The 13873-nt window shown below is 54.6% G+C and carries 12 protein-coding genes; 4 read left to right on the forward strand and 8 right to left on the reverse strand.

Features of this window, described 5'->3' with window-relative positions; all coding sequences use genetic code 11:
- Positions 1-16: 16 nt before the first annotated feature.
- The 4 genes from ABK821_RS06005 to umuD form a co-directional block, all read right to left on the reverse strand.
- Complete coding sequence (locus ABK821_RS06005) at positions 17-202, reverse strand: hypothetical protein (RefSeq protein ID WP_343178508.1); 186 nt, start codon at positions 200-202, stop codon at positions 17-19.
- Between the two features lie 276 nt (positions 203-478).
- Complete coding sequence (gene zntB / locus ABK821_RS06010) at positions 479-1462, reverse strand: zinc transporter ZntB (protein WP_138362717.1); 984 nt, start codon at positions 1460-1462, stop codon at positions 479-481.
- Between the two features lie 233 nt (positions 1463-1695).
- Positions 1696-2961, reverse strand: a complete 1266-nt coding sequence (gene umuC, locus ABK821_RS06015) for a translesion error-prone DNA polymerase V subunit UmuC (RefSeq protein ID WP_343178507.1) — start codon at positions 2959-2961, stop codon at positions 1696-1698.
- Positions 2961-3383 carry a translesion error-prone DNA polymerase V autoproteolytic subunit gene (umuD, locus tag ABK821_RS06020; RefSeq protein ID WP_138362715.1) on the reverse strand — a complete coding sequence of 141 codons (423 nt, stop codon included), beginning with the start codon at positions 3381-3383 and terminating at the stop codon, positions 2961-2963. Before umuD ends, umuC begins: the two co-directional genes overlap by 1 nt.
- Before the next feature lie 423 nt (positions 3384-3806).
- Here umuD and ABK821_RS06025 point away from each other — a divergent pair, with 423 nt between their 5' ends.
- On the forward strand, positions 3807-3998 hold the full coding sequence (locus ABK821_RS06025; RefSeq protein ID WP_142502039.1) for a hypothetical protein: 192 nt from the start codon (positions 3807-3809) through the stop codon (positions 3996-3998).
- Between the two features lie 179 nt (positions 3999-4177).
- On the forward strand, positions 4178-4492 hold the full coding sequence (locus tag ABK821_RS06030; RefSeq protein WP_142502040.1) for a PTS sugar transporter subunit IIB: 315 nt from the start codon (positions 4178-4180) through the stop codon (positions 4490-4492).
- 52 nt (positions 4493-4544) lie between these two features.
- Here the strand turns inward: ABK821_RS06030 and ABK821_RS06035 are convergent, their stop codons facing one another.
- The 4 genes from ABK821_RS06035 to ybtP all read right to left on the reverse strand — a co-directional run bounded on the left by ABK821_RS06035 (position 4545) and on the right by ybtP (position 10122).
- The gene (locus ABK821_RS06035) at positions 4545-5108 is read right to left on the reverse strand and encodes a DUF1440 domain-containing protein (protein ID WP_138362712.1); all 564 of its coding nucleotides are present in this window, start codon (positions 5106-5108) and stop codon (positions 4545-4547) included.
- Positions 5109-5347: 239 nt separating this feature from the next.
- Positions 5348-6628 carry a yersiniabactin-associated zinc MFS transporter YbtX gene (gene ybtX / locus ABK821_RS06040; RefSeq protein WP_343178506.1) on the reverse strand — a complete coding sequence of 427 codons (1281 nt, stop codon included), beginning with the start codon at positions 6626-6628 and terminating at the stop codon, positions 5348-5350.
- Positions 6621-8423, reverse strand: a complete 1803-nt coding sequence (gene ybtQ / locus ABK821_RS06045; RefSeq protein WP_343178505.1) for a yersiniabactin ABC transporter ATP-binding/permease protein YbtQ — start codon at positions 8421-8423, stop codon at positions 6621-6623. The genes ybtX and ybtQ overlap by 8 nt, the downstream gene beginning before the upstream one ends.
- Positions 8410-10122 (reverse strand): yersiniabactin ABC transporter ATP-binding/permease protein YbtP, encoded by a 1713-nt coding sequence (gene ybtP, locus ABK821_RS06050; RefSeq protein WP_343178532.1) that lies wholly within the window; start codon positions 10120-10122, stop codon positions 8410-8412. Before ybtP ends, ybtQ begins: the two co-directional genes overlap by 14 nt.
- Before the next feature lie 457 nt (positions 10123-10579).
- On the opposite strand from ybtP, the gene ybtA reads away from it, so the two are divergent.
- Complete coding sequence (gene ybtA / locus ABK821_RS06055; RefSeq protein WP_343178504.1) at positions 10580-11539, forward strand: yersiniabactin transcriptional regulator YbtA; 960 nt, start codon at positions 10580-10582, stop codon at positions 11537-11539.
- A 179-nt stretch (positions 11540-11718) separates the two neighbouring features.
- The gene (locus tag ABK821_RS06060; RefSeq protein WP_343178503.1) at positions 11719-13740 is read left to right on the forward strand and encodes a TonB-dependent receptor; all 2022 of its coding nucleotides are present in this window, start codon (positions 11719-11721) and stop codon (positions 13738-13740) included.
- Positions 13741-13873: the final 133 nt, after the last annotated feature.

The following is a 13873-nucleotide window of genomic DNA, read 5'->3' on the forward strand; positions in this document are numbered from 1 at the left end:
AATTTCTCGCATTACGTTAAAGGGCGGACAATCCGCAGGCGCGTATCCTCGCAGATCTCCGCCGCCGATGCGACAACTTAATCGGTTCATCGTCTGGCGGCGGATCCGGTAGCGGATGCGGCCGCGGCCGGGGATCTGGCACAGGAATCGGCTCATTCGGTTCAGGGGGGACAGGTATTGAGTTTAGCGACTGATAGCACATATTGACTCCGGTGATGGGCGGGTACACCCATTAAGCGTAGAAGCTGACAAAGAGGGCGCAAAAAAAAGCCGACTTAATAAAGTCGGCGTCGTACGAATCAATTGTGCTATGCAGTAATTCAAAAAAGGAAGTAAGACAATATGGAGCGCAACGCCCATCGCTTGACGTTGCATTCACCTGCGTTAAGGATATTGCCCTGAACAGGGGGAGAGTTTATTGATTTCGCTCAAACATTACCGGGTTTTCAGCATCATCATTATGATAAAAGGCGATTCTTTACAACCATTTACTACGATGCAACCACCATGTAACACCCCCAATGAGAACAACTAACATTACGCAGAAAACCAGGAACCCCATATGCCAGCTGTTACCCGGGATCCCGCCGAGGTTAACGCCAAACAGTCCGGTTAAAAAAGTGCTCGGCAGAAAGACCATTGCCATCAGCGACATCGTATACGTTCTGCGTGATAGCGATTCTTGCATAATTTGCGCGATCTCATCGCTCATCACCGCCGTGCGGGAAATACAGCTATCAATTTCATCCAGCCCACGCCCCAGACGCTCGGCAATATCCTGCATCCGCCGCCGATGGTCGTCTGTCATCCACGGCAAACGTTCACTGGCCAGACGGGCATAAACATCACGCTGCGGCGCCATATAGCGGCGCATAACGATAAGCTGCTTGCGCAACAGCGCCAGAAAGCCGCGGGGCGGTATCTGCTGGTCCAGTAAATCATCTTCCAGATCGATAATCCGGTCATGAAGTTGCTCAATAAACTCGCTGGCGTGATCGGTCAGCGCATCACAGACTTCCACCAGCCATCTACCGCCGTCTACCGGACCATTCCCCTCACGCAAGTCACCAAGTACATCGTCCAGCGCCAGAACTTTACGCTGCCGGGTTGTGACGATTAAACGCTCGTCCATATACAGGCGCATCGCCACCAGTTGGTCCGGGCGCTCATCAGTGCTGCCGTTGATACAGCGCAGCGTAATTAGTGCCCCATCGCCAATCCGCGTCACGCGGGGGCGCGTGCTTTCTCCGGCCAGCGCACCGCGCACATTATTGGGCAGCAGCGACGTCGACGCCAGCCATTGCGCGCTGTCAACATGGGTATAGTTAAGATGCAGCCAGCAAGGATGTTCCTTATCAATAATGTCGCTGTCCGCCAGCGGCTTCACGCCGCCCTGCCCGTCCAGCACCCAGGCAAAAATGGCATCCGGCACCTGGAGTTGCGAGCCCTTAATTGCGTCCACTGAACCTCCGTTAACTTATGCTGATTTCCGTAGTCTAGCCCTACACAACGGTTACGCAAGAGTTAGTCGCGACATGCCACTGAATTCACTGATGAAAAAGCATAGAGAATGGGGAAAAAACCTATTGGCGGGCTAACGTCCACAGGAAACCGAATCACTGCGGCCCTGCGGGTAACAACCCGACGAGCGTGATCAGCGCTTCGACGATAGCATGAATCGTAGATAGCAACGCTTTACAGCTTCACCCGCAACAAATCACTCAACCGGGTGGTGTAGGCTGGCGACAGCCTGTGCCGCTTCATCTCCCAGCGACGCGCGATTCCTTGCCCGGCAAACCAAAGCTGACCTTTCTCTCGTTGATTGACGGAATCCAGCACCGTCATAAGTGCTTCACTATTAGCATGTGGTTGATAGTCATCAAACAATCCGAACTGCGCCACGCCCTGGCTAAAGAAGTCCCCCAGCATCACCCCGCACTTTTGATACCGGTATCCCTCCCGCCAGATTGTATCCAGGCATTTTATCGCCGCCTTGATAATATCCCGGCTATCCCGGGTCGGGATCGGGATGTTGGTACCGGCGTTTTGGCCGTAGCAGGCTTCATTACCCGCAAACGGACTGGTTTTCACAAAGGCGGAAACATAGCGACAATATTGATGCTCTGCGCGCAGCTTCTCGGCGGCGCGCGCCGCGTGGCTGCATATGGCTTCCCGCATCAGTTCGTATTCAGTCACCTTATGACTAAATGAACGCGAGCAGATAATTTGCTGTTTACTCGGGATAAATTCTTCCAGTGCAAGGCAGGGTTCGCCGCACAGTTCTCGTACAGTACGCTCCAGCACGACGCTGAAATGCTTTCTGATCAGTGCAGTTGGCGTTCCGGCAAGCTCAAGCGCGGTGTTAATCCCCATCGCATTGAGTTTTTTCGCGGTGCGGCGGCCAACGCCCCAGATGTCACCGACGTCAACCCGCGCCAGCAGTTTCCGCTGCCTGACCGGCAAAGAGAGATCGACAACACCCGAGAATGTTGACCATCTTTTTGCCGCATAATTGGCCAGTTTGGCCAGCGTCTTCGTCGGCCCGATCCCCACGCCCACCGTCAGGCCGGTGCACTGGAGCAATGTACTTCGCACATGGCGACCGAATGCTTCAAGCTCCTCAGAACGGTGCATTCCGCTAAGATTCACAAAGGCTTCATCAATGGAATATTGATAAACCGCAGGAGCCAGCTCTTCAAGAAGCGTCATCACCCGTTGGGACATATCACCGTACAGCGCATAATTGCTGCTGAATACCGCCACCTGATGGCGTTCAAACTGCGATTTCACCTTGAAATATGGCGCGCCCATCGGGATCTCCAGCAATTTAGCCTCATCATTTCTGGCGATCACGCAGCCGTCATTGTTGCTTAACACCACCACCGGACGCCCGCGTAAATCCGGGCGAAAAACCATCTCGCAGCTGGCATAGAATGAATTGACATCCACCAGGGCAAACATTAACGAAACCTGTTGATACTGAAAGTGACAACACCAAAAATCTCCAGATCTTCGCCGTCATTGTGTAGCACAATCGGCGGAAAATCGGGATTCATCGGCAGCAGTTGCATGATGGGATGAGTGCACAAACGCTTAACCGTATATTCACCGGCCAGTGAAGCAATGATGATATCGCCATGCTTCGCTTTCAGACTGCGATCTACCACCAGCAGCGAGCCTTCATAAATACCGGCGTCAACCATCGACATGCCTGTCGCCATGACAAAATAGGTTGCCGCAGGATGACGGACACACAGCTCGTTGAGGTCAATCCCCTTCTCAATGTAATCCTGCGCCGGACTGGGAAATCCACACTGAACAAGGTCGCTAAACAGCGGAATCGACATGACCTGGCGCAATTCAACCGGTTTGTAGAACATCATAATAAACTCACTTGCAATGACACTGTGTTTTTATACAGTATCAATATTTACCAGGAATTTATCAACCCACCTGTCGCCCCCTGGCGTGAAGGCATTGAAGTTGTGGGGAATTTAGTCTGTCGTGAGCGCCGCTGGCGGCCCAATGGCTCCAGACAGAAGGTTCGTGCTCCCGGCACTTACCGATGGTCGACCATTGTACGCTGGAAATTTCCGCTCATTGAGAGGAGGATAGAATCCGTTAGTCCGCTCTGTGATCACAACCTGTGGGTGCCCGCCCGGCATACCGCGAAGAACCCATAGCAATAACGGAGATTGCCTACGGCGGAAAAGCCAATAAGAACTCGCTGTCGCACGGCTGTAATACAAACGTTGTAAGATAGGGTTCGGAGGCCATCAGTGCAAAAGCAAAAACGAGGTGAAGAGATGGAAACAGTAAAAGCCAACAATCTGGAACAGGCAAAGCAGCTTCTGCAGTCCGGCGAGGCCATAAAAATCGAACTGGATTTCGAACTTGATTCGGATACGTTTTTTAAGTTTGCCGTCGAATACTGTGTCAATGGGGCGAAGCTCACGCGCGTTGGCGATCGCTTCGTTATTTCACGTAAAAAAAAGTAATCGGCGAATCATCCCCAACCATTCACAGCATCACGCACGTTTGCGTTTTTTAGCTTCTGTGATGGCGACGGTCAGAATAAAATGGACGCAAGAAATTAACCTGTAAAATTGACATGTCGCGCATTTTCGTTAACGGTAGAGGAATAATGTAGCCTCGGTATCTCACCGAGGGTTAAATCGTGAAAAAATTATTAATATGTTGCTTGTTCGGCGCAACAGCAGGAATTATTGCCAGAAAAATGCAAAAAATCGCCGATAACCAGGCATTAGACCTCTTAATCAGCGCCGTTGGTGTTGAAAACTTCTTTAGCGTCGCGCCTGCCTATGATGGTGTTCTGGTCGCTCCGCATATTCAGTATAAGATTGAAGAGTTTATTAACGCGTTGAAATCCGGGCAAGAAATCGCTGTTATTGAAAGTTTGCCTTATGCTTCATTTGACGGCGAAAAGATTCTCAACTTTGCGATGAATACGATGCCTCAATCTCTGGCGTAGTCAGACTGCTGCCCTAAAGAACCCGCGAAATCACGGGTTCTTTCATGACGGCTTATCTGAACGGCGCGTCCAGGGGCACTTCAGCGTCAGGCTCGTGAGTGATGCGGTTGCGAAGATCGCGACGAATCATCTCAATTGCCCAGAACCAAAAGATATGTCCCACCAGTTCCGAAATATACTCATCCGCCGGAATATTCAATAATGAAGGCGTCAGGCCCAGTAACGGAAAAGAGATCCAGTGAACGGCGATAGTGGCGACAATACCTGCCCATACCCCCTGCCATAATTTAACCTTCGGGAAAACTTCGGCAACAACGCAATAGCCGACGGCAAATACCAGAGAGAATATAATATGCGTGACCATCACCGGATTGATAATGTGCTCGGAAAAAGTATACACCGTATGGGTGGGGTCTATTCCCAGGTAGTCGCGCAGGAAAAGATAAGGGGGATTAAATTCATCCCTGCCGCCGGAGAAAGTACGCGGCGGCAAAGGAACTTCTGCCCCCCATTTCACAAACGCCGACATAATCCCTGCAATCACCCCAACAAATAGCGCTACGCCATAACGACGCCGACCGGGTTTTGTTTGTACAAAAAAATCTTTAATCGCCATAAAATTCACCACCAATACATTACATTTATTTTCCGTATGTAATATTTAATGCATTGATGATTATCGATGTTGATCAGGATCACAGTTTTATGGAACTAGCGTGACTTTTGCTCTCTATTTTATTGATTTCCTGCGACATTGACAAATAACCGTACCTGGTCTTTTGTTTCTGCATATCAACAGCCTTGATATGCGCAGATATCACACCTTCGTCGTCAAACGGGCGTGATATTCCCGGATCAATCCATTGCGCTTGTCATCAGTTCTTTTGCCGAATGCAGCCGGATATAAGCCACCCACGCCGCCAGCAACGTGAATGCCCCGGCAAACAGGAAGCAGGCCGCATAGCCAAAATGTTGAGCAACAACGCCACCGATAACGCCAGCCAGAATGGCGATTGCCGCGTCAGTACATTGAAAGAGGGTGAAGTCGACACCGGCCTGCAAAGGTGATGAAAGCGACATCAGCGTGGCGTAAAGACAGACCAGCGCGCAGGCCAGCGAAATGGACTGGACAATGACCAGACACTGGAGAATCGGCAGCAGCAGATGACCCGGCGCCATCATGAGCGTCATCACCACCGCCAGCAGCGCGATCCCCTGGACGCCATAAGCCGTCAACAGCGCTCTGCCGGGTGAGGTGTATTTCATCAGCAATCCGCCGGCCAGCGTTCCTGCTATGCCCGCCGCAATATTGCCGCCGCTGAACAGCGCGCCCAACGCGGACATGCTCAACCCATGATCCAACAACAGCGGCGCCAGAAGAGGCAGCACAAACCGCATGCCTGAATTCAGCATCAATACCAGCAGTAAGCCCAGGCGCGCCTGCTTCCTCCTTAGCGCATAACCTAACGCCGGAACATGCGGGATAGTCGCTGTTCGCGTCGGCTCCGTAATCCGCCATAGCGGGAATGACAGCGCCATAATCAACATCGCCATCATCAGCATGGCGACAGGCCAGCCGGATGCCGCCGACAGCATCAGGAACACCCCGCCGCCGCACATCATTCCCAGATAGCTGCCGCCGACCTGCACGCTGTTTCCCCAGCCGTAACCCGCGCGGGTCAGTTGATCGACGCAAAAGCCGTCGCTGGCGATATCAATGGTGGAGGCGACCGTACCTGCCACCATAAACAGAACAAATAACGCGACGATTTGCGTATCGGGAAATCCCCCTTCTCGCCCAAACCAGCCAATCGCTGCGGCAATCGCCAGGATCGCCGCTAACGCGACCTGACCACGCAGGATTAACATGCGGGAACGGCGTTCCGGGCTACCGGGCGGAAGCCGCCAGCGTTCGATCCACGGCGCCCAAATAAACTTCAGCGCCCAGGGCAGCATAAACAGGGTTGTCGCACCGGCAAGCGCCAGCGATCCGCCAGCAGCGCGCACCAGCGCGGGTAAGGACTGCATAGACAGCGCCGATACCAGGCTCTGCGTCACATAGACGCCGGCAATAGCAAAAATCACCCGCCCGGTCGTCAACATCAGCGGTTTCACATTCGACTGAACATCACTCATACACCCACTCTCCAGACGCGGAAACCCCGTCGTCGCGCCACGCGCGCGCGGCAATTTGCGCCTGCCACAGCGCCTGATAACGTCCATGATGAGAGAGCAATTGCGCATGAGTACCCTGCTCAACCACCTGTCCCTCTTCCATCACCAGAATGTTTCCGGCCCCGGCGATGGTGGATAAACGGTGAGCAATGATAATCACCGTCCGGTTGTGAACCAGGTTATCGATCGCTTTTTGCACCGCCAGCTCGCTTTCAATATCCAGCGCGGCGGTCGGTTCATCGAGAATGACGACCGGCGCGTTTTTCAATAACGCTCTGGCAATGGAAATCCGCTGGCGCTCGCCGCCCGATAGCTGGCCGCCCATCTCTCCCATTGGCGTCAGCCAGCCTTGCGGAAGACGGGAAATAAACTCAAGGCACTGCGCCGCGCGGGCGGCCTCTTCCACCTCCTGTCGCGTCGCCTGTGGGCGCGCGATACGGATATTCGCCAGCAGCGTGTCATCAAACAGCCAGACATCCTGGAAAACAACAGAAATCAGGCTATTGAGCTGTTCCGGCGTCAGGCGGCGAATATCGACGCCGCCAATAGAAATCTGCCCTTGCTGCGGATCGGCATAGCGCATTAACAGTTTGGTGACCGTGGTTTTGCCTGCGCCGGAGGCGCCCACCAGCGCGCTCATACTGGCTGCCGGGAACGTCAAAGAAACATGATTAAGCGCGTGACCGTCGCCTTCTTCGTAGCGATAGCTGACGTTGTCAAAGCGGATATCATAACGTTCCGGCATCTCGCTTTGCTCTGCGACGGGAAGCGGTGCTATCGCCATAAACTGCTCAATCCGTTGCAGGGCGCTGGCGATCAGTTCCACAACCGAGGTGTAGCTGATAAACATCGCCATCGGTTCTGCAAAGCGCATAATCATCGCGACGGCGGCAATCAGAAAGGCGAGGTTCAGAGTGCCCGTCACCACCCAGACGATCCCGGATAACACCACCACCTGTAGGCCCAACTCCACGACGCTGGCGATCAGCATCGTCGCGCCAGCGCCCTGACGGTGAGTGCGGGTCTGTAAGTTTTCCAGCGCATTGAAATGCGCCAGCAGCGCCCGGCTTTTATCGGCATCGCTGCCGCAGGTGCGCAATACCATCATCCCCTGAGCAAATTCAACGATATCGCCGCTCAGACGCTGGTGCGCTTCCCCCAGCGTCTGCATTTGTCGCCGCATCGCCGGGCGGCGCCAGTAATAAAACGGCACCAGCAGAGGGAAGATCAGCAACATCACCAGCCCCAGCCGCCAGTCTATCCACAATGTCGCCAGCGACGCCGTCAGCGGCGTGACAATAGTGAGCAGCAAAATATTGGCTATCGCGATAACATAATTGAGGTTTTCATCCACGCTGCCCAACAGCAAGGCATTCATTTCGCCCGCCCTGCCGCGCTGGAGCTTCTCCAGCGGCACGCGGCGTAACTGCTCGCCAAGTCGCAGGCGCAACTCATGGGTGGCCTGCGCCAGATGACCACGGTATTCAAAGCCCAGGCCATACCAGCGTAGCGCCAGCGTCACAATCGCGGCAACGCTGAAGGCCACAGCCCAGTTAAGAAGTTGCGGCGCGTCTCCCCGTAACAGCGCATCAATGATCGGATAAAGACAGGCAAAGGCGATCCCCTGCATGAATGCCGCCAGCAACAGCGCCAGCATACTGCGCCGCAGCATCCTGGCCTGACTGCCAACGCTGGAGATAAGCTGGCGCCAGATGACGCGCCAGGCCAGATTATCCGCAGGATTACTTGTCTTCACTTTCCACCACCTCTTCCTGTGTTCCACCCGGCACCCAATGCTGCGCCTGCTGATAGTGTTGCCAGAGCCGTTGATACAGGCCACCCTGCGCCAACAGTTGCGTATGGTTCCCCATTTCCCTGAGCTGTCCGTCGGAAAACAGCAATATCACATCGGCCTGAGTCACCATTGAGAGACGATGCGCGACCATGATGACCGTCCGGCCGCGCATGGCCGCCGCGAGCGCCTTGATAAGCGCCGCTTCGTTTTCCGGGTCAGCAAACGCCGTTGCCTCATCAAGCACCAGGATGGGGCGATCCTGCAAAAGCGCCCTGGCGATAGTAATGCGCTGCCGCTGGCCGCCGGAGAGAAATACCCCGCGCTCCCCGACTCGCGTGTTGTAACCTTCTGGCAGCGCGCTAATAAAATCATGGGCCTGCGCCACTCTGGCCGCCGCTATTACCGCCTCCAGCGGCGTATCCGGCGCGCCCAGCCGAATGTTATTGGCTATGGTGTCGGCAAAAAGGAAGTTGTCCTGAAACACAAACGAGAGTTGCTTCATCAGGGTGTCCGTCTGCATATCGCGCAGATCCACGCCGCCAATACGGATATGGCCTTTGTCCGGGTCGGCGTAACGCAGCAGCAAGCGCGCCACGGTGCTTTTTCCGGCGCCGCTTGGCCCGACCAGCGCCACAATTTGCCCGGCAGGCACATGAAAGCTCACCTCCTGCAACGCGGCGCCAGCACGCGCTTGCGGATAATGAAAGCTCACCTGCTCAAAGGTAATGCTCGCCTCTTGCGGCTGCTGGTCAGACAGCGGCAGCGATAACTCCGGCATCGCGAGAACCTGATAAATACGCTGAATGCTTAAACGCGTTTGCGCGACCAGGTTATTGAGCATCATCATTGGCATTACGGCTTCGGCCATTCCGCTGCCCAGCAGTAAAACGGCCACCCACGCGATAAAATCGAGACTGCCATAGTGCAACAGGCCGTATCCCGACCAGATCAGGACAAACAGGGTCGGGAGAGGATTCAGAATCGAGAAGGAAAAACGCGCTGAAAAACCGGCTTTGCGATACCAGGTTTTGAGCACATCGACCCACTCTTCAAGGGCGCGTTGATAGCGCAAAAAACTGGTGCTGCCGCTATCAAACGTTCTCACCACGGGCATGGCCTGCACGAACTCAATAACCGCCGCACTGACCTGCTCGCGCGCCTTATGATAACGCTGAGCCATATCTTCCGAACGCTGGCGGGCGAGCACGAGAACAACCGATCCAAACGCCAGTACCCCCAGCGTCGCGATTGCCAGCCGCCAGTCCAGCCAGAACAAGATAACGATTGTCGCCAGCGGCATGACTATCGCGCGGGCATAGAGCGGCGTGCTGTCGGCCACAAAGATATGTAACGACTTCACGTCATCCAGCATCACTTTCGCCACTGACCCGCTACCCATTTGCTGTAACACACCAGGCGGAAGCTGCAATGCTTTACGGGCTAACCTGCTGCGCAGAATGTTCTCCAGATGAAAAGCCGCGTAATGAGAGGTATTGAACGCCTGCAAGCGCAGAACAAAAGTTAAGACCACGCAGCCGATCACGCCGCCCAGCGGCCAGGCCGGAATAGCGTCAGGCGTCGCGCGAATGTCACGCAGGCTCCACGCCAGAAAAAGGAGCGCCCCCAGGCTGGTTAATGCCGCCAGCCCCGCCAGCGCCATCGCTAAAATAACCTTCCTGCGAACCGGTGTAATCACCTGCCAGAGAGGAAATCGGGACAGCGATTCAGTATTGGATGATTGAGATGACATGGGAGTAACTGAATTTCCTGATGAATTTTTACGGACGCCAAAAACAACAATTCAGGGTGGCGTTCTGAGAATTAATGTGAATAATAACCATTATCAATAACTCATCTACCCCATTCGGTTCTATTTATACCCTAAATAGTTCGAGTTGCAGGAAGGCGGCAAGCGAGGGAAGCCCCAGGAGCTTACAGAAGTAAGTGACTGGGGTGAGTGGCAAATCTGTCTGGAACAGATTTGAACGCCGCTTGCGGCGGCCCGTAAGGGCGAGGCCCAGGGATGGGCCGAGTAACCCGTAGCCAACGCACATGCAACTTGAAATATGACGGGTATATGCCCGCATTGGTCTAAGCCACAGGGAGATAACCAGGTCATGACGGAGTCACCGCAAACGCAATCTGAAATCTCTGTTCACCAGTTGGTGGTCGGGAAACCTGCAAACGATGGCAATATTCCTGCTCAGTGTGAACTGCTGCGCTGTTCGTTGCAGGAAGGTATGGATATTTTGCTCTGGAGGGGCCATTTTGCGCGGCCTGAGACGTTGCAGCTACACGACGATCTGGGCAGGATTAACTTCTCGTGCATCCTGGAAGGCACATCGCGCTTTGCGATTCAGGGACTCCGGCGCCATACCGACTGGGAGCTTGCGCGCAATCGCCATTACATTACCCATACGCCAGACTGCCGCGGCAGCGCCGCCTATTGTGGCCGATTCGAGAGCATTACCCTCTCCTTCAGCCCTGAAACTCTCGCGCTATGGGTACCGGATATGAGTCCGGTTATTAAAAATAAGATCGACTCCCGCTGCTGTTGCCAACAGCAGCGTTGTAATGCTGAAACCCACTTAACGGCTCAGGCCTTGCGTCACGCGCTGATGCGCATGCACGGCGGCTTCAGCCATGAACAAAAGCCGTCGACGCTATGGTTGCAGGGGCAAAGTCTGGTCATGCTCAGTCTGGTGCTGGATGAACATCGCGAAGACGCCAGTTGCCTCTCCTGCCACGTCAACCCGATGGAACGCCAGAAACTGCTACGGGCGAAGGATCTACTGCTGGCCGATCTGACACAAGCGCCGGGCGTCGCGGAGCTGGCCAGAGAGTCCGGTCTGAGCGTTCTCAAAATTAAGCGAGGCTTCCACGTTCTGTTCAACAACAGCGTCTATGGCCTGTTTCAGGCTGAACGCATGCAGGAAGCCAGAAGACGCCTGGCCAACGGCAATACCACCGTCATGACGGTGGCGGCCGATCTGGGCTATGCCAACGCCAGCCATTTCTCTGCCGCTTTTCAGAAACAGTTTGGCGTAACCCCTTCGGCCTTTAAACGCATGATCTAACAAGGTCATGCCTCATATGATTTCCACATCCGGGCAACTGTCGTTATTCCCGCCCCCTGACCCGAAACGGGCATAAATAATCCCGTTTCGGGTAGCCGCTCAATTAGAAATAGTTATCATTTTCAATTCACCATTATCGCTATTTTTGGCGTTTCGCCGTTTTACAGGGACTCACAGCAATGAAAATGACACGGCTTTCACCTCTGGTGCTGGGGGGATTATTGCTCCCCGCCATGGCTAATGCCCAGACTTCACAGCAAGACGAAAGCACGCTGGTGGTCACCGCCAGTAAACAATCTTCCCGCTCGGCATCCGCCAACAATGTCTCCTCTACCGTGGTCAGCGCGCCGGAATTAAGCGATGCAGGCGTCACTGCCAGCGGCAAACTCCCCAGAGTGTTGCCTGGTCTGAATATTGAAAATAGCGGTAACATGCTTTTTTCGGCCATCTCGCTACGCGGCGTTTCGTCGGCAGAGGACTTCTATAACCCGGCGGTCACCCTGTATGTCGATGGCGTTCCCCAGCTTGCCACCAACACCCTCCAGACGCTTGCCGATGTGCAACGCGTGGAGCTACTGCGCGGCCCGCAGGGAACCTTATATGGCAAAAGCGCACAGGGCGGGATCATCAATATCGTCACCCGGCAGCCGGACAGCACCCCGCGCGGCTATATTGAAGGCGGCGTCAGCAGCCGGGATAGCTATCGGGGTAAGTTCAATCTCAGCGGCCCCCTTCAGGATGGCCTGCTGTACGGCAGCGTCATCCTGTTACGCCAGGTTGATGACGGCGACATGATTAACCCCGCGACGGGAAGCGATGATTTAGGCGGCACCCGCGCCAGCGCAGGAAATGTGAAACTGCGTCTCGCCCCGGACAATCGGCCCTGGGAAATGGGCTTTTCCGCCTCACGCGAATGTACTCGCGCCACCCAGGATGCTTATGTGGCATGGAGTGATATTAAAAGTCGTAAGTTATTGATCAGCGATGGTTCACCGGATCCGTATATGCGGCGCTGCACTGACAGCCAGACCCTGAGTGGCAAATACACTACCGATGACTGGGTTTTCAACCTGATCGGCGCCTGGCAGCAGCAGCACTATTCGCGCACCTTCCCTTCCGGTTCGCTAATTGTTCATATCCCTCAGCGCTGGAATCAGGATGTGCAGGAGTTACGCGCCGCAACCCTGGGCGATGCACGTACCGTTGATATGGTATTTGGGCTCTATCGGCAGAATACCCGCGAGAAGTTAAATTCCGCCTATGATATGCCGACAGGACCTTATTTAAGCAGTACCGGTTATACCACCGCTGAAACGCTGGCCGCATACAGTGACCTGACCTGGCATGTAACCGATCGTTTTGATATCGGCGGCGGCGTGCGCTTCTCACACGATAAGGCCAGTACGCAATACCACGGCAACATGGCCGGTAGCCCGTTTGGCGATAGCGGAAAAAGCGACGACGATCGGCTACTCGGGCAGCTATCCGCCGGCTATATGCTGACCGACGACTGGCGGGTCTATACCCGCGTCGCCCAGGGATATAAACCTTCAGGATACAATATTGTGCCGACGCCAGGCCTTGCCGCCAGACCTTTTGTCGCGGAAAAGTCCATCAACTATGAGCTTGGCACCCGCTACGAAACCGCGGATGTCACGCTACAGGCCGCGACGTTTTATACCCGTACCAAAGACATGCAGCTCTACTCTGGCCCGGTCGGGATGCAGACATTAAGCAATGCGGGTAAAGCCGACGCCACCGGCGTGGAGCTGGAAGTGAAATGGCGGTTTGCGCCAGGCTGGTCATGGGATATTAATGGCAACGCGATCCGTTCCGAGTTCACCAATGACAGTGAGTTGTATCGCGGCAAGCGGGTGCCGTTTGTCCCCCGTTATGGTGCGGGAAGCCGTGTGAGCGGCTTAATTGATACCCGCTATGGCGCACTGCTGCCGCGACTGGCAATCAATCTCGTCGGGCCGCATTATTTCGATGGCGCCAACCAGTTGCGGCAAGGCACTTACGCAACACTGGACGGTAGCCTCGGCTGGCAGGCGACTGAGCGGATGAATATTTCCGTCTATGTCGATAATCTGTTCGATCGTCGTTACCGTACCTATGGCTACATGAACGGCAGCAGCGCGGTCGCGCAGGTCAATATGGGCCGTACCGTGGGGATTAATACGCGAATTGATCTTTTCTGAGGACGCAGAACCGGCGGTTCTGGCGAACATGGCGATTTTTCGTTTTCGCCCATTTGATTCCGTGGCCTGTTCCGTTCGCTGTAAGTACGAGGATATTCTTCATATTCATTGCATGTGAACGTCCTGGGAGGCG

It is taken from the genome of Klebsiella sp. KE9456, from assembly GCF_043832615.1.
GTDB lineage: Bacteria > Pseudomonadota > Gammaproteobacteria > Enterobacterales > Enterobacteriaceae > Klebsiella > Klebsiella indica.